This window comes from Massilia violaceinigra, from assembly GCF_002752675.1.
Classification (GTDB): Bacteria; Pseudomonadota; Gammaproteobacteria; order Burkholderiales; family Burkholderiaceae_D; genus Telluria_A; species Telluria_A violaceinigra.
Genome location: NZ_CP024608.1, coordinates 5,952,202 through 5,971,868, shown reverse-complemented (window position 1 = coordinate 5,971,868; position 19,667 = coordinate 5,952,202). Strand labels below are relative to the sequence as shown.

General features: G+C 64.2%; 9 protein-coding genes and 2 pseudogenes. 5 read left to right on the top strand and 6 right to left on the bottom strand.

Annotation, left to right across the window (positions count from 1 at the left end; all coding sequences use genetic code 11):
- Positions 1-136: 136 nt before the first annotated feature.
- Positions 137-1,162 (bottom strand): IS5 family transposase, encoded by a 1,026-nt coding sequence (locus tag CR152_RS25595; RefSeq protein WP_099879704.1) that lies wholly within the window; start codon positions 1,160-1,162, stop codon positions 137-139.
- Between the two features lie 368 nt (positions 1,163-1,530).
- Here CR152_RS25595 and CR152_RS25590 point away from each other — a divergent pair, with 368 nt between their 5' ends.
- From CR152_RS25590 to CR152_RS25565, 5 genes are all read left to right on the top strand, one after another.
- Positions 1,531-2,832 (top strand): HlyD family secretion protein, encoded by a 1,302-nt coding sequence (locus CR152_RS25590; RefSeq protein ID WP_157778734.1) that lies wholly within the window; start codon positions 1,531-1,533, stop codon positions 2,830-2,832.
- Between the two features lie 7 nt (positions 2,833-2,839).
- Positions 2,840-4,090, top strand: a complete 1,251-nt coding sequence (locus CR152_RS25585; RefSeq protein WP_099879700.1) for a Fic family protein — start codon at positions 2,840-2,842, stop codon at positions 4,088-4,090.
- 51 nt (positions 4,091-4,141) lie between these two features.
- Complete coding sequence (locus CR152_RS33260) at positions 4,142-4,804, top strand: hypothetical protein (RefSeq protein WP_157778733.1); 663 nt, start codon at positions 4,142-4,144, stop codon at positions 4,802-4,804.
- 120 nt (positions 4,805-4,924) lie between these two features.
- Positions 4,925-5,413, top strand: a complete 489-nt coding sequence (locus tag CR152_RS33255) for a hypothetical protein (protein ID WP_157778732.1) — start codon at positions 4,925-4,927, stop codon at positions 5,411-5,413.
- A gap of 125 nt (positions 5,414-5,538) precedes the next feature.
- Entirely contained in the window at positions 5,539-7,638 is a 2,100-nt protein-coding gene (locus CR152_RS25565; protein WP_099879692.1) for a peptidase domain-containing ABC transporter, read from the top strand.
- 133 nt (positions 7,639-7,771) lie between these two features.
- On the opposite strand, the gene CR152_RS25560 is transcribed toward CR152_RS25565, so the two are convergent.
- The 5 genes and pseudogenes from CR152_RS25560 to CR152_RS25545 all read right to left on the bottom strand — a co-directional run bounded on the left by CR152_RS25560 (position 7,772) and on the right by CR152_RS25545 (position 19,666).
- The gene (locus CR152_RS25560; RefSeq protein WP_099879691.1) at positions 7,772-8,371 is read right to left on the bottom strand and encodes a phosphopantetheine-binding protein; all 600 of its coding nucleotides are present in this window, start codon (positions 8,369-8,371) and stop codon (positions 7,772-7,774) included.
- Complete coding sequence (locus CR152_RS25555; protein WP_099879689.1) at positions 8,368-11,985, bottom strand: class I SAM-dependent methyltransferase; 3,618 nt, start codon at positions 11,983-11,985, stop codon at positions 8,368-8,370. The genes CR152_RS25560 and CR152_RS25555 overlap by 4 nt, the downstream gene beginning before the upstream one ends.
- Positions 11,982-12,227, bottom strand: a pseudogene (locus CR152_RS35165) (phosphopantetheine-binding protein); the annotation flags it as partial. The pseudogene CR152_RS35165 and the gene CR152_RS25555, both read right to left, overlap by 4 nt.
- A 315-nt stretch (positions 12,228-12,542) precedes the next feature.
- Positions 12,543-16,403: pseudogene (locus CR152_RS25550) on the bottom strand (type I polyketide synthase); the annotation flags it as partial.
- Complete coding sequence (locus CR152_RS25545; protein WP_099879685.1) at positions 16,400-19,666, bottom strand: non-ribosomal peptide synthetase; 3,267 nt, start codon at positions 19,664-19,666, stop codon at positions 16,400-16,402. The pseudogene CR152_RS25550 and the gene CR152_RS25545, both read right to left, overlap by 4 nt.
- Position 19,667: the final 1 nt, after the last annotated feature.

Sequence of the window (19,667 nt, the reverse complement as noted above, 5' to 3'; positions counted from 1 at the left end):
CGAATTACCGGTAAATTCCGCGTGAATGCCGGTCGCGATGCCAGCAGGCTCGGATTTTGATGCAAGGCCGAGCCGCTTCCCTCCGGTTTTATCGGCACTCAACCTCATTTTGCGTAGTCCGGACGGACTGCGGGCGTCAGAACGCCTCGACCCTGGCCTCCTTCAAGTAGACCAGACGCCGCAGATTGTATGCGGCGACTTTCCAATTGAGCTGCAGCGTCGCGCGCGCCAGACCGATGGTGCGCAGCGCCTTGCCGCCCAATTGCGCCATACCGGCAAACACATGCTCGATGCGGGCGCGGGTCTTGGCGATGCGCTTGTTGCGCCGCTCCTGGGCTGCCGAGATCGGCTTGTCCTTGCTTCCTTTGCGCTGGATGTGCATGCGCCAGCCCTGTTTGCTCAGCCGCTCTTCACGCTCTCCGTCGACGTAGCCCTTGTCGGCCAGGATGTTGCGGTTCGTGTTGGCCGGATCGAGCACCTCTTCAAAGTGCAGCGTGTCGTGCTCGCTGGCCGTGCTCACCTTGATCTTGCGCACCAGCTTGTAGCGCTTGTCGGCGTTGGCCGAGACCTTGTAGCCGAAGTAGGACTTGCCGTGCTTCTTGGTCCAGCGCGCGTCCATGTCCTTCTGACGGCGTTTGGCAGGTTTCCATTCGATGGGCATGGCGTTTTCCTTCACCAGCGCCTTCTCATTCTTACTCAGCGACTGTTTCGGCGCCTGCACGATGCTCGCGTCGACCATTTGCCCGCCGCGCGCGATGTAACCGTGTTTGCTCAGTTGCCGGTTCACGGCTTCGAAGATGCTTTCGCTGGCGCCTGCCTGGATCAGGCGTTCCTTGAAGGTCCAGATCGTCGTCCGGTCCGGTATCTGGCTACTCGAGCGCAGCCCCACAAAGCGCTGGAAGCTCAAGCGGTCGAGCAACTGGAATTCCATCTGCTCGTCGCTCAGGTTGAACAACTGCTGGATCAGCAAGACGCGAACCATCAGTTCGGTCGGGAACGGGGGGCGGCGGCCGCGCTCGCGGCTGGGGCGCGGCGCTGCACGGTCCACTTCATCCGCTAACGCGGCGAAGTCGACGTGCTGCTCCATCACCCGCAGCGCATCGCCCAGCTTGTTCAGCTTGGCTTCGCGCTCCTGGTCGGCAAACAGACTGGTTTTGATCATGAGGAAAGATTCAGAATCGCTGGTTCGCCATCACGCCACGGGCGGGGTAGTTTTTCGAGGTACCCATAAGTTGCTGGCGACTATAACGCCATATGATTTGTGAGTTTAAAGCGAATCAAGCAGAGCCGGGGAAACCCGGCTTTTTGCATTTTGACGCGCCCGACAATCGGGCACAGCGCTGTCACTTTCACCCAAAAGAAAGATGCCCGACTACGGAACTTAGTTCATGGACGCCCGTCGAACACATGTTGAAACGTCACCGCACACACGATTGAGCCACGTCAGTTAGCTAGTTGGTGCTGCCTCTACCATCGCCTGGTAAATCCGTTTCTGAGCACCTTACTTGCTGATTATGCGCTATGACAAAAATGAATTTAGAACAGACCAGCACGCGCTCAACGTCTTCATTGCTTGAAGATATGTTTCGCAAGGACGCATTGAGCGCATCGCAACAAAGATTGGGTATGCCAGTCCAGCCCCTGGGGGTAAGCGCCAAAGTGCTCACCGCCTTTCTAGTGGTGGTGATGGTGTCCATCGTTGCGTTCCTCATCACGGCGAAATATGCACGCAAGGAAACCGTCTCGGGACAGATCACGCCTACCGCCGGCTCCTTTCGGATCGTGTCGCAATTGGCAGGAATTGCAGAGCGCGTGTTAGTTCACGAAGGCCAGCACGTTAAGGCCGGCCAAGAGCTGATTGCGATCTCGGCTAATCCTGTCCTCGAAAGCGGCGATACCCTTGTCGCCAGTCTCAAGTCTATTAAGGCGATCCAACGACGCGCCCAGGAGGCGAACGCCACCGCTCGGGCACAGCAGTTAGCGATGCAAACTGAAGAACTGAGGGCCCGACGAGATGGGCTACAAATTGACCTTGCGCGGCGGGACGCTTCTCGAAAAATACTTGAACAACGCAGGCTCCTGCAGGCCAAGAACGTGAGCGCCAATCAAACACTACTTGATGCGGGAATGGTATCGCCGGCGGCCGGTCGCCAACACGATGATGCCTACCTGGCCGTTCAGCATGAGATTGCACAGGCCGAGCGCGAGGTCGAATCGCAGCGCAGCCAGCTCGCCCAGGTGAACGCCCAGATAGCGAGGATGCACGCCGAGGCCGAGCTGGCGAGATCGGAGGCGACAACCATCAATGCCCAGCTGGATGAACGCGAAGTGAGCTTTGAGGCCCAGCACACGGGGCGCTTGGTTTCTCCTATCGACGGCGTCGTTACCGCTCTCCAAGCGCGCTCAGGAACAAGCGTAAATCCGGGTCACACGCTTGCTGTGATAGTTCCACACACCACCCAAGCATCGGGCAACCAGCTGGAGGTCGAGTTGTGGGCGCCGTCCAAGTCGGTGGGGTTTGTTCATCCAGGGGCAAAGGTCCGCATCATGTATGACGCCTTTCCATACCAGACCTTCGGCATGGGACAAGGAGTAGTTCGGGAAGTTTCCGGAACCCCACTTCTTCCCGGTGAGAACGCTGGTCCCTCTTCCGGCCAGGAGCAGCTGTTCCGGATTCGTGTGTCGCTTGCCAAGCCGACCATTGGCGCGTACGGAAGGGACTGGCGTCTCGTACCCGGCATGCGGCTTAGCGCCGACTTGGTTTTGGAAGAGCAGACTTTGTTCGAGTGGATATTGGAACCCCTACGGGCGATGAATAAGCGCGCCCTTTGAATCGCAGATGGCTATGAAAATTCCCGGCAAACTCTACTTTCCTCCGAAGTGGGAGAGCCTAGACCCGTCACTGCGCGTGCTATTTCAAGAGGTGCAGGACATGTTGTACGGCGCCTTCAGTTATACCCAGCCCAACTATGAGCAGCTCTCTCACTTTGTATCGAGTCCGATTGAAAAAATCGTCGTGAGAAGCTCGATCGCTGAGGTCGTGCAACGTCGAGCTAAACGCAGTTTGAGCATGAGCCAGGAGATAGCATGCTTTCGCAGAAGCGCACGTGAAAACGTCGTTTCCCCCGACGATACCGTCTATGAGGCCGGTTTAAAAGTGCGTTATTTCCTGTTCGGAAAATTCGAACATCTGCGGATGATCGATTTAACTATCGCGTGGCATGATTGGATGTTGATCCCGCGCCCGGCGGGAGGAGATCCTGTCTTCAATAAGATCTCGACCTTTCATGACGAACCCGATCTCTACAGTGCTCTAAATATTTACCTCATATTGTTGACCTCTCACCCCTACACCGATGGAAATGGCAGAACCGCCAGACTTCTGTTTAACCTCTATTTCAACAAGGCACAAGCGGAAGCTCAACATTACATCCCGTTAGCAGAACTCACCCTTGCCACCGCTGGCCAGTATGAAGAGTACATTGGGACCGCGTGTGAGATCGGTGACTTTCTTCCATTGATCTCGTTCTTGCTTAATTTACTTAAATCGTACGCAAATTTTCTTAAATCGAGCAAAACAGAAAAACACGAAAGTGAATTGACTGAGGTGTTGAATTTAGTTAAACAGCGGCAGGCGGGAACTTTTCAGTCCGGTATCAATAGTAGCCCTCCATATTTGATCGCGGTATCTAATATTATTGAACACATAAACGAAATTTATGTGAACCGCGGATTTGTCGATCATCTGCTAAAGATCGCTTTAGTGATCTCCCGCTATGGGTCGATCGACTTTGCCATGACTGGTCTGGCGGACATAGTGGATGGCATAGAGAAAAGATCCGGATCAATATCATTTTTCGTGAAGGCATATAGAAAGGAGGAACTACTTTTACATTTCCGAGAGTTGTGCACTCAACATCGTGACAAAGTCAGGCTGCGGATCGTCATCACGTCAGACGAGCCGGTAGTTGCTGCTAAGCTGCTTGCGGCTCTCATTCCGCAATACACCGGCCGCGACGTCGCAGAAACAACATGCCCTATTTTGCTTCACGACTTCAATCATGCTGGGTTACAGGCGAAGCCGGAGTGACGAGCCTGAAAGTCTGGCGCATCGATGTCCTTACAGCTAGGACTCAATTTAATGAAAAGAGAGAAAATCATGCGTGTAATACCTGACGAAGCACTTGACCTTATCGCAGGCGGCTACTCCGATATCCCCATTGTGACCATTGTCGGCCCCCGACCTGGAGGAGGAGGAGGAGCCCAAGGCGCTGGCGGATACGGGGACGCCACGGTTCCTTCAACTACCTGGCAAGAAGGTGCGGGGAACAATGAGGCGCCTGCGCGTCACTCTTCGCCGCATCCACCAAATTGGCCTGCTGGTCTCAGTATGGATCATATACGCACTAAAGCAGACCTCGTCGGTGACTGGATCAGGATGAAGGACGACAAGATTGAGCACGGCGCACTTCTTATCAGATACGCAGATGGGTCGGTGGGCGCATCCAAAATCACATCAGGTATCCACGATGAAGTTAAAATGAGGGCTGATATAGCGCCCGGTGATAAGATTATTGGCTACATCCATTCGCATACCTACGATGACGTAGTCGACCAACGGTTGCCGTCGAGGCACGACTTCGAGACGGCGGCCGAGCTACGGAAAAATCCGCATGCTGACCCGCACTTGCTGTTATACATTCTTGATATGAAGACCAACAGCGTCTACGAATATCACTCTGGTCAAGGCCCATCGACCAAACAAGTCGGCCCTAACATTACTAAAGATGTTATAAAGCCTTGACCGGCCCAGGGCAGAGAAAATTCAAGGTAACTGCTCAGGTATTATGATGGTGTGATATTAATAGTGGTCGAGCAGTTACGGTTGAGCACGTTTGGCACATAATCTGCAATGGAGAATTTAATGAAAAAATCGCTTTTAGTTGCCGTTGTTATGATTGGTATGACGGGGGGATTTGCCAGGTCAGCGGAGACAGTAGTCGTCACCGCCGGTGGACATCCTAGAGGAGCGGCAGACCAAGCAGTCACTTACAGCGGGGAGTGCAAAAGTGGAAAATACGAAATGCGGATTTCTGTTCCAGAAAAACGTGTTCAGTTTTTCTTAGGGCCGTCGAGAAGGAACGTGGATGTTACCGATACTAATTTCGGCCAAACTGTTCTTACAAAACAGCTTGCAGGAACGTTCAAATTCGCATGCCTGGATGATGTCCTGTATACGAACTTCTGGGGCGCCGTTGTTCCGGCTAGCGGCGAGATTAAGCCCATGGCGTACCTGTTCACTTTGAATTTCGATGGCAGGATTGAAGAAGATCGCGGTCTTCAGGCCATGGACCAAAGCAGTGTAGCATCGACTCTTGCCGGGAAAGCTCTTACCCGAACCCTGACCGATTAGAGGTAGTCCGTACACGCGACGTAAACACATCGTTGGCGGTCTTCGATTTCCTGCGCTCGCGGAGGAAGGGTTTGGGCCGCCCTTTTGCCGTTTCAATATAGCTTCGTTCACGAAGGGTGGCTAGTATGCGACAAACTGAAACAGCTGAATGCGGTTTGGCATGCCTCGCTATTGCGGCGAGCGCGTTCGGCGCCAACATCGAACTCGCATCGTTGAGACAAAAATACCAGATTTCCTCTCGCGGTATGACGTTGAGGGAAATTAAAGAAATCGCAGCCGATATGAACATGGTTGGCAGGGCTGTGCGCTGCGAAGTTGACCAACTGGCTGAGTTGAAATGCCCGGCGCTTCTTCATTGGGAACTCAAGCATTTTGTCGTGCTGGATAAAGTTAAGGGTATGACGTTCCATATCCACGATCCGGCGCGAGGGAGAATCAAATTATACGCGAGTGAAGTATCACGTAAATTTTCTGGAGCGGCGCTTGAATTAACAGAAGCGAAAGGGTTTGTTAAGCGGAAAGAGCCCAGTCCGTTAAGTCTTAAATCTTGGTTTCGTTTTATTCCTGAAATGTATGGCCCATTAATCCACATAATGATTTTGTCGCTTTTACTGCAATGTTATATTTTGGCTTCGCCGTTCTATCTCCAGCTTGCCATCGATCAGGCCGCGCATAAGGGAGATAAGTCAATTCTTACAGTCCTGGCATTTGGCTTTGGGCTCCTTTGCGTCTTTAACGCCGGCGCGACTCTACTGCGCGGCATCGTTGTTACTAGACTGACAGCGTTGCTAAACTGGGATATGACCGTACGCTTGTTTCGGCACATGATACGACTACCGCTCCCTTGGTACCAACGACGAAGACTAGCTGACATCTTGTCGCGCTTCGATTCCATCAATGAAATAAGGGAGTTGCTATCCGGCGCCCTGGTCGCCGTGCTTGTAGATGGAATTCTCGCCGTAGCGACGCTGATTCTTATGTTTGTGCTTGCACCGGTCTTAGCATGGGTTGTGTTGGGAGGTTTTGCAATTTTCGTCGGCCTTCGCTTTTGCGCTTTGCCTTTGAGCATACGTTTTGGTATGGATGCATTGATAGCGAATGTAGAGGAAAACGGCAAGCGTATAGAGAGCGTCCGCGCGATTCAGACATTAAAAGTCATGGGTGCGGAGAATGAACGCGAGGGCGACTGGGCGAACAAGTTTTCCTCGACAATCAAGTGTAATCAAAATAGTGCGCTTGCTGATTTGTCATTTACAACCCTGCAGGGAATGGTCGAGGGGGCGATAAGAATTGTTCTGATCTATCTAGGCGTTGTAGCCATATTGGACGCAAAGATGAGTGTGGGATTGTTTTATGCATTCCTCGCTTACCAAACTCAATTCACCTTCAAGGCGGGAGCGCTATTTGATCAAGTAATTAGGTGGCGCATGACTGATATGTATTCGCATAGGCTTGCCGATATTGTATTGACTCCAAAGGAAGAAGGCATTGATGCTGCTGTTGCCGGGCAGCCGGAGATTATAGGAGAGCTTGAATTTAGGAGTTTGGGATTTTCCTACGGACCAAGGGAACCATACGTTTTTGCAGGGGTGTCTTTCTCGGTGAAGTGTGGAGAATATGTCGCTATCGTCGGCCCGTCGGGCGCGGGCAAATCAACTCTGCTAAAGGTGCTGTGTGGTCTTTACCCAGCGTCGCAGGGCGAAGTTTTGGTGGATGGCCGACCGCTGTCATGGTGGGGCCCTAAGTCGGTCAGACGTGCTCTGGGGGTAGTCATGCAGGACGATGAGCTTCTATCGGGAACTATCGCGGATAACGTAGCGTTTTTCGATGAGGAAGTTGAAATGCAGCGCGTGTGGGTCTGCCTACGCCAAGCAGCAATGATGGACGACGTGATGAATATGCCTCTACGGGCGGAGACGATGATAGGGGATATGGGAAGTAGCTTGTCTGGCGGCCAAAAACAGAGGCTGCTTTTGGCACGAGCGCTTTATCGTCGCCCGAAGATTCTTGTACTCGATGAAGCAACGTCGCACTTGGACGTTGCTCGTGAAGGCGAGATCAACGCCGCGCTGAAAGCGCTAAGTATCACGCGGATTATTGTGGCGCATCGACAGGAGACAATTGATTCAGCGGATCGCGTCATTCGGTTGGAGAACGGAAGAGTTGTTTCTGACCGCGAATTGAAAAAGTCGTCTTTGATTCTGCATGGAAGTAAACTCGCATAGCAAGGCTCACCCCCCGTGGTTGAGAGCGCGCCACCATGCGGCGTTGTCGATGGCGCGGCAATTCCGGGGATCGAAGGATGGCTGCGAAAGCGGCAGCGTGGAGGGCGCTTGATACGCGATGGGCGTGAGCGGTTCAGGTGAACGGATGTGCGACGGGGCGACCCGGTGCTGCAGGTTCGGCGCCGGTCTGTCTCGGCTGGCGCGGAATGGTGCCGCCGGCCGGACCGTCGATGCAGGCGTGCTCCACATACGCCGCCAGCGCGGCAACCGTCGGGCTTTCAAAAACCACGCGCAGCGCAAACGAGATTGGCCATTCGCGGCGGATCAGCGTGGCCAGCCGCGTGGCGGCAAGCGAATGCCCGCCGAGATCGGCGAAGAAATCCTGATCGATACTGTCCGGACGCGCGCCCAGCACCTGCGCGAACAGCGCGGCGATCGCCTGCTCGACCGGCGTTTGCGGGACACGCAAGGGCCGCGCGGGCGCCACCGGCTGGTCCGGCAGCGGCAGCGCGCCCCGGTCCAGCTTGCCGGCGGCGTTGAGCGGCAGGGCGGCGAGCGCGCAGATCCGATCCGGGATCATGTAATGCGGCAGCGATTCCCGCAGCCAGCCGCGCAGCAGTTCGGGATCGCATTCCATGCCGCTGGCGGGCACGACGAACGCGACCAGCCGCTCATCGCACGCGGGCTGGCGCGACAGCCACAACGCGCGCAGCTTTTCGTGCGCCGGGCTCATTTCACCGCCTTCACGATCGCCATCGAATCGGCCCACCAGTACTGGCAGTCGGCGGGCGGGCGCAGGCCCCGCACCAGCCCGACCGAAAACGAGGAGAAGTGTTCCAGCAGCAGCCGCTGGTGGCGCCGCGACAGCGAGTCGATCTCGTTGGTGTAGTAGGTGAACACGCCGCCTGGCCGCAACATGCGCTGGGCGGCGGGGAAGAACGATGCCGCGAACGTCGGTGATGCGGCGACCTCGGCGCTGTACTCGTCCTCGGACGTCGGGTAGGTGTCGAACAGCACGCCGTCAAAGGACCCGGGCTCGAAGGCCCAGTCCTGCCAGCGGGTGGGCACGACCGTGACGGCGGCGTCCGGGCGCTGCGCGCGCCAGCGGCCGAGTCGTGCCAGCACGTCCGGATGGCACTCGACGATTGTGTGGGAGCGCACCCCGTATTCCTGCACCAGCGTGGCCGAGATGCCCATCCCGAAACCGATCTCGGCGACGTCACCGCCGGACGCGGCAGCCGCACCGGCCAGCGCCCGCATCAGGGGCCGCTCCCAGTCCTGCATCACCTGCTGGCCGTCGATCAGCAGCTCGCGCTCCGACCATGCGGCCGCGCTGGCCGCCCAGCTCTCGCCCATCTCGGGCCGGGCCGACCCGGCGACGCACTGGCGGGCGATGGCGTCAATCGCCGTCAGATCGGCGACGGCTTCGTCGAGCGTGCGCTGCAGCAGCCAATTGCGCTGCGCCGGCTGCGGCGCCGGGGCGAAGCCGGGCTGCAGGAAGTTCAGGTAGAGAGCGAACTGGGGGGTGTTGCGCCACATGGTCTGGCTCCGGATCTGGTCTTGGTCGGTGTCGAAGCGATACAGGAATTGCGCTTCGGACGGGGTGAGCTGCTCCAGCCGCCACTGCAGCAGCGCGGCGTGCGCGTGTGGCGCCGAGGGCAGGCGCATCAGCGTAGCCGCCGCGGCGCGCACGCTGGGGTGGCGCGCCAGCGCCGTTTCGATTTCCCCGGGCTCGATGCGATAGCCGCGCAGCTTTACCTGCTGGTCCGTCCGGCCGAGGTAGTCGAGCTGGCCGTCGGCGCGGTAGCGCGCGCGGTCGCCGGTGGCGTACAGGCGGCCCGGCCCGAACGGATTGGGAATGAAGCGGCGTGCGGTCAGCGCCGTGTCGTTCAGATAGCCGCGCGCCAGTCCCGCCCCGCCCAGATGCAATTCTCCAGGCATGCCCGGCGGCACGAGTTGCATGGCGCCGTCCAGCACATACGCGGTGTTGCCGGCGATCGGACGGCCGATGGGCGGCGCCGCCAGCAGCGTCGCGTCGCGCGCCAGATGCGCGGCGGTGGCGGTTATCGTCGCCTCGGTCGGACCATAGGCGTTGATGAGCTGGACCGAGGGCAGCGCCTGCGCCAGCCGCGCGGCCAATGCCGCGGGCAGCGCTTCGCCGCCGACGAGGATGCGGCGCAAGGTGGTGCAGCCGGCAAAGCCCTCGTGATCGAGCAGCACGGCCAGCAGCGAAGGGAAGAGATCGAGCAGCGTCACGCCGCGGCTGCGGATAATGCGGACCAGTTCGTCGACATCGCGGCCATGGTCGCCGGCCAGGGCGACTTCGGCGCCCGCGGCCAGGCCGCCCAGCAGTTCCGACAGCGCGGCATCGAAACTGAAGGAGTATTTTTGCAGCACCACGTCGGCCGGGGTCAGATCCAGGGCCGTCTTGAGCCAGCGAACCTGGTTGGCGAGGGCCCCGTGTTCGATCAGCACGCCTTTCGGCACGCCGCTCGAACCGGAGGTGTAGACCAGCGCCGCCAGGCGCTCCGGCGGGATCGGCCGGGCGGGCATCGCGGGCGTATCGGGCATGAGCTCCTGCCACCAGGGCGCGTCGTCGAGCACCGCGACCGGGGCGGCATCGGCCAGGATCGCCGCCGTGCGCCGGGCCGGAAGCGCCGGGTCCAGGTAGACGAACGCCGCCTCCGCCCGCCATGCCGCCAGGATGGCGACGGCGGTGTCGAGTCCATCGGCCAGCCGGATGGCGACGACCCGCTCGGGACCGGCGCCGCGCGCGCGCATGAGCGTGGCAAGCTGTCCGCACCGGCGGTCGAGTTCGGCGTAGCTCAGGCTGGCGTGCGGGCCGGCCAGCGCGGTACGCTCGCCGAAGTTCTCGAACACCCAGCCGGCGCGCGGCGCTTCGGCCTGCCCGGCCCAGGCGCACAGCTGCGCCTGGTCGGCGGGGCTGGCCAGTTGCAGCGTGCCGATCGGCTGGTCGTGCGACGCGAGCACGGCCGCCAGCACGCGTTCCCAGTGATCAAGCAGGCGGGCGACGGTGGCGCCGTCGAACACGTCGAGATTGAATTCAAAGCGGCTCAGCAACCCTTCTCCGCTTTCGAACAGGTCGAGCGCCAGATCGACGTTGGTGGCGGTGCGCTGATAGCCGATCTCCTCGCGCACCGCGCTGGTCCGCGCTGCGCTGTGGCTGGACTTGAAGAACTGCACCGTGGCCCGGTACAGGGGATTGTGGCCCAGCGCGCGGCGCGGCTGCAGGTGCTGGACGAGCCTGGCGAAAGGCAGTTGTTGGCCGGAATAGGCCGCCACGCTGGCTTCGCGCGTGGCGGCCAGCACCTGCAGGAAGCTCTGTTCGGACGTCAGCCGCACGCGCAGCAGGATGGTGTTGAGGAAGAAACCGATCAGGTCCTCGACTTGCGCCGGTGCGCGGTTGGCCATCGGCGTGCCGAGCACGAGATCGGTCTGGCCGGTGTAGCGATGCAGCAGGGTGGCAAAGGCCGCCAGCAGCACCTGGAACACGGTGGCCCCTTCGCGGCGCGCCAATGCGTACAGGCCATCGCGCAGGGGCGCGGCCAGCATGCGCGCGCGCACGTCCGCGCGGCGGGTGGGGATGGGTGGCGCCGCGCGGTCGGCCGGCAGCGCCAGTTCCGGCGCGCCATCGAGATAGCCGCGCCAGAACGCCAGCAGTTCGTCCAGATGAGCGCCGCTCAGCTGCGCGCGCTGCCAGCGGGCGAAGTCGGCGAACTGCACGCGCGGCGGCGCCAGCGGCACGTCCCGGCCCTGCGAGAGGGCCTCATAGGCGGCGTTCAGGTCGCGCATCAGGATGTCGATCGACCAGCCGTCGGCCACGATATGGTGGATCGTCAGCAGCTGGATCCACCCGCCGGCCATGCGCAGCAGGGCGGTGCGCAACAGGGGGCCGCGGGTCAGGTCGAACGGTGCCTCGGCCTGCTCGCGCGCCAGGCGCGCCGCCTGCGCCTGTTGCGCCGGGACCGGCTCGCCCGCCAGGTCGAACACCGGCATCGGCGCCACGTCCGCGTCCCCGATCACCTGGAACGGGACGCCGTCGCGTTCGATGAAGCGGGTGCGCAGCGTTTCGTGGCGCGCGACCAGATAGCGCCACGCCGCGTCCCAGGCGGCGCGGTCCAGCTCCGCCGGCAGCGCCAGCTGCATGTGCAGGTGATACGAGGTGTCGTCCGGCTCGAGCTGTTGCAGGAACCACAGGCGCTCCTGCTCGAACGAGGCCTGTTCCTCGCGCAGGCCGGCGCGGGAGATCCGGTCCGGGCGGGCCAGCCTGTCGAGCAATTCGCGCCGTTCGGGGGACAGGCTGGCCAGGCGTTGCGCGAGGCTCACGCCGGCCCCCTTTCACCGAGCAGCGAGACCACTTCGGCATCCGGCATCGCTTCGATCCGGTCCAGCAGCCGCGCCAGTTCGGGGTCGGGCTGCGCGTCCAGCGCGGCGGACAACTCGGCCACCGTGGGATGGTCGAACAGGATGCGTACCGGCAGGTCGCGCTGCAGCGCTTCGCGCAGGCGCGAGACGACCTGGATCGCCAGCAGCGAATGGCCGCCCAGCTCGAAGAAATTGTCGTCGGCCCCGACCGGGTCGATGCCCATCAGGTCGCGCCAGAGATCGGCGATCAGCGTCTGCAGGCCGGGGGCGGGCGCGGCGAAGCCGCTCGACATCCGGGGCCGCTCGTGCGACCCGGCGGGCGCCGGTCTGGACGGCGCCACGGCGCTCTGCGGTTGCAGCCAGCGTTGCAGGCGCGGACCGAGCGCGGACACCGAGACGATCAGCCGGCCGATGTCGGGCGCAGCCAGCACCCTTTCCAACACGTCGATGCCGTCGTCGGGGCGGATCAGCGGCTCGCCGCGATCCGCGCCATGGGTGTCGAAGGTCCAGCCATCCCAGTTGATGCTGATCCAGCGCGTGCCGCCGCCGCCCTGGGCCGCGACCGCATCGAGCATGGCGTTCGCGGCCGCGTACGGGCCGAAGCCGATCCCGCCCAGCACCGCCGAGATGGACGACATCAGGCAGATGAACTCGGGCGGATCGTCCCGCAGCGCGTCGGCCAGCAGGCGGGCGGCGCGCGGCTTGGCCGCGAAATGCGCTTCGGAGACGTCGCGGCCGATGTGCGCGAAGCCGGGGAAATACGGCGCGGCCGTCAACCCCGCGGCATGGAACACGCCGTGCAGCTTGCCGCCTTCGGCGCGCGCCTCGGCGACCATCCGCGCCACGTCGGCCGCCACGCCGCCGTCGCCGCTGCAGAGCACGACCCTGGTGCCCATGGTTTCGATCATGCGCAGCCGGCCGATGCGCGGATCGGCGCTGTCGTCCCATTGTTCGCGCGGCGGCATGCCGCCGCGGCCCGACAGCACCACCGTGGCCGCGCCGCGGCGCGCCAGGAATTCGGCGATCAGCAGGCCGATCTTGCCGAGCCCGCCGGTGACGAGGTAGTTGCCCTCGAGCGCAGGCGCCAGTTCCGGCTGGGCCGGTGCAAGCGGGGCCGGCTCGAACGTCATCACCCAGCGCTGCGCGCCGCGGTAGGCGATCCAGGGCGCCGCTTGCGGCAGCGCCTCGGCCAGCAGGGCCGGCGCGTGCGCGCCGCCGAGCAGCGACAGCGCGGCCGCATCGAGGTCGATCACGCGGCAGCTGAGCTGCGGATATTCCTGCGGCGCGGTGACGGCCAGGCCGACGATGCCGGCCAGCTCGGGGTCGATCGCGCGCTCCTGCGGCGCCGCCGCGAACACCCGCCGGGTCACGAACAGCACGGTGGTGGGGGCGCTGCGGCGGCTCAGGCCGTGCAGCAGCGCCAGTGCGCGATAGTAGAGGTCGGCGGGCGGCATATCCGGATCAATGCCGTCCAGCGAGATGACGGTGCTTAGCGCCGGGTCCGGCGTGCCGAGGGCCGCGGCGCTGCCGGCGCACTCGACCGTCTGGCCGAGATCGGCCAGCGTGTCGGCCAGGGCGGCCACCTGCTCGCCCGAGCCGCCGACGATGGCCCAGGCGCCGGCGTACTCGGCCGGCAGGGGCGCGGCGGGCGCCGTGCGCACCCAGCGCGGCTGGTACAACCAGTCTTCCAGCGCCTGCGGGCTTGCCGGGTCCGCCTGCACGGGGGCGGGAGCGGCGCCAGGCGGCTCGATCCAGTAGCGCTGCCGTTCGAACGGGTAAGTCGGCAGATGGACGCGCCGGCGCCGTTCGGCGCCGTAGAACGCGCGCCAGTCCACCGGTGCGCCGGCCGTCCACAGGCGGCCCAGCGCCTGCAGCGCGACGGCATCGTCGTCCGCCGCGTCGTGGGAGTGGCGGCAGGACGACACGATGACGCGGCCGGGCGCGCTTGCCTCGTGCTGCCGCGCGAAGCCGGCCAGGGCCTGGCCGGGGCCCACCTCCAGCAGCGCGCAGCCGGTGTCGCGCAGCAGATGGCCCAGGCAGTCGCCGAAGCGGACCGTGCCGCGCAGGTGGCGTCCCCAGTATTCGGGGCTCTGTGCCTCGTGCGGGCCGATCCAGTTGCCGCTCAGGTTGGACAGATAGGCGATCGTGGGCGCATGCAGGCGCACGCGCCCCATCGCGTCGATCATCGGCGCGACGGCGCCATCGACCAGATGCGAGTGAAACGCGTGCGACGTGCGCAGCTCGTGCACGGTGACGCCTTCGCCTTCGAGCTGCCGGCCGATGTCCCGGATCGCCGCTTCGGTGCCGGACAGGACGCACAGCGATGGCCCGTTGACCGCCGCGATATCGGCCGCGCCGGCGAAGCGCGCGCGCAGCGCCGCCTCGGGCAGCGCCACCGCCAGCATCGCTCCGGGCGCCATGGCGGCCAGGATCTGGCCGCGCCGGGCGAGCAGGAGCAAGGCATCCTCCAGGCTCAGCACGCCGGCAAGGCATGCGGCCGTGTATTCGCCCACGCTGTGACCGGCAAGGGCGGCCGGTTTGATTCCCCAGTGCATCCACAGGCGCGCCAGCGCGTAGCTGGCGACAAACACCGCCGCCTGCGTCACCTCGGTGCGGCGCAGCGCGTCGCCGTGGCCATCCTCGTGCATCAGTGCGCGCAGGTCGATGCCTAGCGGGCCGCGCAGGATATCCGTGCAGTTGTCGACGATGTCCCGGTACACGGGCTCGGCGCGGTACAGGCCGGCGCCCATGCCGGGATGCTGGGCGCCCTGGCCGGGAAACAGGAAGGCGACGCCCTCGAACTTGGCGTCGTGCGCGTCCGGCGCGGCGCGGCGCGGCGCGCCGGCGCGCAGCAGCAGGCCGGCGGCGACGGCGGGCGACGCGGCCGGCACCACGACGGCGCGGCGGCACGTCATTTCGCTGCGGCCCAGGTGCAGGGTATGGGCCACGTCGGGCAGGGACAGTTCGGGGTGGGCGTCGAGGTGAGCGGCCAGGCGCGCTGCGGCCGCGTCCAGCGCGGCGGGGGTACGGGCCGACAGGACCAGCAACTGCGCTGCGCGCGACGCGTCCTCGGGGGGCGGCTCGGGCGCTTCCTCGACAATCACGTGCGCATTGGTGCCGCCTATCCCGAAGGAACTGACCGCCGCGCGCCGCACGCCGCAATCGGGCTGCCAGTCGCGCAGCGCGGTGTTGACGAAGAATGGGCTGTTGTCCATGTCGAGCTTTGGGTTGGCGCGCGTGAAATGCAGGCTGGGCGGAATCTGGCGGTGCTGCAGCGCCAGCACGCACTTGATCAGGCCGGCGACGCCGGCGGCCGAATCCATGTGCCCGGTGTTGGACTTGACCGAGCCCAGCGCGCAATAGCGGCGCCGCGAACTGCGCCGCCACGCCTGGCACAGCGCGGCGAACTCGATCGGGTCGCCCAGCGGGGTGGCGGTGCCGTGGGCTTCCATCATCGTGATCGTTTCCGGCGCCACGCCGGACATGGCCAGCGCGGTGGCGATCGCGTCGGCCTGGCCGGCCACGCTGGGCGCCGTGTAGCCCACTTTGTCGGCGCCATCGTTGTTCAGGCCCCAGCCGCGGATCACGGCGCAGATGGGGTCGCCGTCGGCCAGCGCGTCGGCGAGGCGCTTGAGAACGACACAGCCGGCGCCGTTGGCGCCGACCGTCCCCATGGCGGCGGCATCGAAGGAGCGGCAGTGGCCGTCCGGCGAGGCGATGCCGCCTTCCTCGTAGAGGTAGCCGCGCACCATCGGCACGGCGAGCGTGACGCCGCCGGCCAGCGCGACATCGGACTGGTATTCGATCAGGCTCTGGCAAGCCAGGCCGACCGCCACGAGCGAGGTCGAGCATGCGGTACCCACCGTGATCGCCGGGCCTTTCAGGTTGAGCTTGTACGCGACCCGGGTGGCCAGGTGGTCCTTGTCGTTGCCGATCAGGATCTGGAAGTCGGTGACCCGGCCGGCCAGCCCGGCATTGCCGTAGAGGTGGAAGGCATAGGTGCTCATGCTGGTGCCGGCGAACACGCCGACCGCGCCCGGATGGCGCTCCGCGACGCAGCCGGCGTCTTCCAGCGCCGCGGCGGCGCATTCAAGAAAGACGCGCTGCTGCGGATCGAGGATCTCGGCCTCGCGCGGATTGAAGCCGAAGAAGTCGGCATCGAACTGGTCGATGCCCTCGACGACGCCGTTGGCGCGCACATAGGCCGGATGGGCCAGCGATTCGGCCGGCACGCCGGCCTGCAGCAGTTCTTCGTCGCTGAAAAAGCTGATGCATTCGCGTCCCTGGCGCAGGTTGTCCCAGAACTCGGCCACCCCGGCGGCCTTGGGAAAGCGGCCGGCCATGCCGATGACCGCCACGCATTCGGATTGATCCGTCATGTGCTTCTCCTGTGCCTGCGCTCGGCCCGCGCGCTGCGCTGCTGCGCGATGCGCTGGTCGAGCAAGTCGATGGAATCGGGCATGTCCGCCCCGCCGTGCTCCCCGCCGTGTTCCCCGCTTTGCTCGACGTGCCGCGCCAGCGCCGCCACGGTGGGAAAGCGGAACAGGTCGACCATCGACAGGGAGTGCCCCAGCAAGCCGGCCAGGCGGCTGTGAATCTGCTGCAGCAGCAGCGAATGGCCGCCCAGGTCGAAGAAATTGTCGTCCAGGCCGACCCGTTCGTGGGCCAGCACTTCGCGCCAGACGGCGGCGATGAGGCGCTCGATCTCCGATTGCGGCTCGGCGAACGGGGCATGCGCGAGCCATTCGCCGCCTTGGTCGGGCGGCAGGGCCTTGCGGTCGATCTTGCCGCTGGGCGTCAAGGGGAAAGCGTCGAGCGGGATCAGCGTGGCGGGCACCATGTATTCCGGCAACTCCTGCTGGAGGAAACGGCGCAGCGCGTGGATGTCGTGCGCCCGCTCGAGCACGGCGTAGCCCAGCAGGCGCCGGTCCGCGCCGCCGCTGTCGCCGCTGGCGATGACGCAGGCATCGCGCACCAGCGGATGGCGCCGCATCACCGCCTCGATGTCGCCCAGCTCGATGCGAAAGCCGCGCAGTTTCACCTGGTGGTCGCGCCGGCCGATAAACTCGAGCGCGCCGTCGGCGCGGTAGCGCACCTGGTCGCCGGTCCGGTACAGGCGCTGGCCGGAATTGGGCGGCGCGAACGGATTGGGGATGAAGCGCTGCGCGGTCAGCTCCGGGTCGCCCAGGTAGCCGCGGGCGACGCCGTCGCCGCCGATGTACAGCTCGCCGACGACGCCTGCCGGCGCCAGCTGCATTTCCTGGTCGAGTACGTACAGCTCGGTGTTGGCGATGGCGCGCCCGATCGGCACGCGCGGTTCCAGGGCCGCGCCGCGCTCCATCCGGTGGCAGGCGGCGAAGGTGGTGGTTTCGGTGGGGCCGTACCCGTTGATGAGCACGCAGCCGGGCAACTCGTCGAGCACGCGCCGGCACAGCGCGGGCGAGAGCACGTCGCCGCCGGCGAGCAGTTGCCGGACCCGCCACAGCGAACCGAGCTGGGCCTCGACCATTTGGTGGAACAGGCTTGCCGTCAGCCACAGGATGGTGACGCCGGCCCGCTCGATGCAGGCGCCCAGCTCTTCGAGCGACGGCAGCCCCGGCGGCGCGATTTCCAGCCGCGCGCCGTTCAGCAGCGCGCCCCAGATCTCGAAGGTCGACGCATCGAACTGCAGCGGCGCGAACTGCAGCATCACGTCCCCTTGCGCAATGGTGCAATAGTTGCTGTTGCGGACCAGCCGCACCACATTGCGGTGGCTTACGCACACGCCCTTGGGCTGGCCCGTCGAACCGGACGTGAACAGCACGTAGGCCAGCGTGTCGGCATCGGCGCCGCTGTCCGGCGCGCTGTCGTCGGCCGGCAGGTCGATGGCGTCGAGCAGGGCCGGCCCGTGGCGGCCGACGGCGCCCGCCGCGCCGCTGCGCGAGACGATCAGGCGCGGCGACGCCTGCCCGATCATCGCGTCCAGCCGCGCCGGCGGGCAGGCCGGGTCCAGCGGGAGGTAGGCGGCTCCGGCCTCGACGATCGCCACCAGCGTCGCCACCATGTCGATGCCGCGTGGCAGGCAGATGCCGACGACATCGCCGCGCTGCACGCCTTGCTGGCGCAGCCAGCGCGCCAGCCGGGCCGTGCGCCTGGCCAGTTCGCCGTAGGTGAGGGTGCCGTCCTCGCCATTGAGCGCGACCGCGTCGGGCGCGGCCAGCGCCTGCTGGCGGAACAGCTGGCCGAGCGTGGCGTCGCGCGGATAGACCGTTGCGGTGCTGTTCCAGTCGGTCAGCAGCAGTGCGCGCTCGCGCGGCGACAGCAGCGGCAGCCGGGTGATCGGCACATCGGGGCTGGAGGCAATGCTTTGCAACAGCGTTTGCCAGTGGCCGATCAACCTGGTGATCGTGTCGTCCGCGAACAGGTCGGTGCTGTACTCGACAATGGCGGAGATGCCCTTGTTATCCTCGCCCAGGTACAGGGTCAGGTCGAACTTGGCGTTCCCGTACGACACCCCGGAGCACGCCGCCGGGCCGGGCTGGTACGACGGCGCTTGCGCCGGGCCGCCGCGCTGCGCCGCGCCGTTCTGCAACACGAACATCACTTGGAACAGGGGATTGCGGCTCGGATCGCGCTGGGGCTGCAAATTTTCCACCAGCTTTTCGAACGGCAAGTCCTGGTTGGCGTAGGCGCCCAGCGCCGTTTCGCGCACTTGGCGCAAGTGCTCGCGGAAGCTCGGCCGCCCCGCCAGGCGTGCGCGCATCACCAGCGTGTTGACGAAAAAGCCGATCAGCGGCTCCACCTCGGGCCGGTTGCGGTTGGCGATCGGCGTGCCGACCACGATATCGTCCTGGCCGCAATAGCGCATCATCAGCACCTGGAACGCGGCCAGCAGGGCCATGAACAGGGTTGCCCCTTCGCGCTGGGCGATGCGGCGCAGGCCGTCGACGACGGGCAGGGCGGTCGTTGCGCACTGGAAGGCGCCGCGGTAGCTGGGCGCGGACGGGCGCGCGAAGTCGGTGGGCAGCTGCAAGTCCTGGTAGCCGTCGAGCTGCTCGCGCCAGTAGCCGAGCTGGGCGCCGAGTACCTCCAGGGTCTGGCTCTGGCGCTGCCACGCGGCGAAGTCGGCGTACTGGATCGGCAGCTCGGGAAGCGGCGACGCTTCGCCCTGCACGAAAGCGTCGTACAGGGCGGCGATCTCGCCCGTGATGATGTCCATCGACCAGCCGTCCGTGACGATGTGGTGCATCGTGAGCACGAACAGCCAGGCGTCGTCGGCCAGGCGGATCAGCGTCGGGCGCAGCAGCGGACCGCGGGTCAGGTCGAACGGGCGCTGCGCGTCCTCCAGGGCCGTCCGGCGCGCCGCTTCCTCGCGCGCGCCGGGCGGGGTGTCGCGCAGGTCGACGCTGGCGACCGGCACGGTCAGCGCTCCCAGCACTTGCTGGACCGGTTCGCCGTCGACGGCGTGAAAGACCGTGCGCAGGATTTCATGGCGCCGCACCAGCTCGCTGATAACCCTGCACCACACCGCTTCGTCGATCGCGCATTGCAAGGGCATATCGATCTGCAGGTTGTAGAAGGGGCTGGTGGGCGCGAGCAGGTGCAGGAACCACAGGCGCGCCTGCGAGTACGACAGCGGAAAGAGGTTGGCGGCGGTTTCCATG

Coding starts and splice junctions, on each gene's coding strand:
- CR152_RS33255 (WP_157778732.1), top strand. CDS start 4,925: ATGAAAAAATCGCTTTTAGTTGCCGTTGTTATGATTGGTATGACGGGG.
- CR152_RS25590 (WP_157778734.1), top strand. CDS start 1,531: ATGAATTTAGAACAGACCAGCACGCGCTCAACGTCTTCATTGCTTGAA.
- CR152_RS25545 (WP_099879685.1), bottom strand. CDS start 19,666: ATGGAAACCGCCGCCAACCTCTTTCCGCTGTCGTACTCGCAGGCGCGC.
- CR152_RS33260 (WP_157778733.1), top strand. CDS start 4,142: ATGAAAAGAGAGAAAATCATGCGTGTAATACCTGACGAAGCACTTGAC.
- CR152_RS25560 (WP_099879691.1), bottom strand. CDS start 8,371: ATGAGCCCGGCGCACGAAAAGCTGCGCGCGTTGTGGCTGTCGCGCCAG.
- CR152_RS25565 (WP_099879692.1), top strand. CDS start 5,539: ATGCGACAAACTGAAACAGCTGAATGCGGTTTGGCATGCCTCGCTATT.
- CR152_RS25585 (WP_099879700.1), top strand. CDS start 2,840: ATGGCTATGAAAATTCCCGGCAAACTCTACTTTCCTCCGAAGTGGGAG.
- CR152_RS25595 (WP_099879704.1), bottom strand. CDS start 1,162: ATGATCAAAACCAGTCTGTTTGCCGACCAGGAGCGCGAAGCCAAGCTG.